Here is a 475-nt window from a genome sequence, read left to right as displayed (position 1 = left end):
ACCTGGGCCCGGCTGTACTCCGACTGGGTGCCGCGCGCACTGCCGCCCGGCTGGAAGCCCGGCTCCAAGGCCGCACCCGTTCCCCAGCTGCCTGATTTCGCCGCCATCGCCGCCGCCAAGGAGAAACCCGCCGCCGGAGCCCCGGTGGCGCCCAAATCGACACTGGCGCAACTGGCGGACTCCTTCCTGGACTGGGATCTCTACAAGCAGGCCATCCCCGACCTGCTACGCACGGGCCTGCCCAACACGCTCATCCTGACCGTGTGCGCCAGCGTCATCGGGCTGGTACTCGGGATGGTCCTGGCGGTGGCGGGTATCTCGCGGTCCCGGTGGCTGCGCTGGCCGGCCCGGGTGTACACCGACATCTTCCGCGGACTGCCCGAAGTGGTGATCATCCTGCTGATCGGCCTGGGCATCGGCCCCGTGGTCGGATCGCTCACCGGCAACAGCCCCTACCCCCTCGGCATCGCGGCGC

The 475-nt window shown here is 70.3% G+C and carries 1 protein-coding gene; it reads left to right on the top strand.

The genetic code is table 11. The features are described 5' to 3' along the window. Positions 1–475 (top strand): ABC transporter permease subunit (locus tag RM572_RS28970; RefSeq protein WP_311676333.1); only part of this gene is annotated, 475 nt, incomplete at both ends.

It is taken from the genome of Streptomyces hazeniae (genome assembly GCF_031845485.1).
In the GTDB taxonomy this organism is placed as follows: Bacteria; Actinomycetota; Actinomycetes; order Streptomycetales; family Streptomycetaceae; genus Streptomyces; species Streptomyces hazeniae.
The sequence above is the reverse complement of the archived record's forward strand: the minus strand, read 5'-3'. Positions and strand labels throughout refer to the sequence as shown.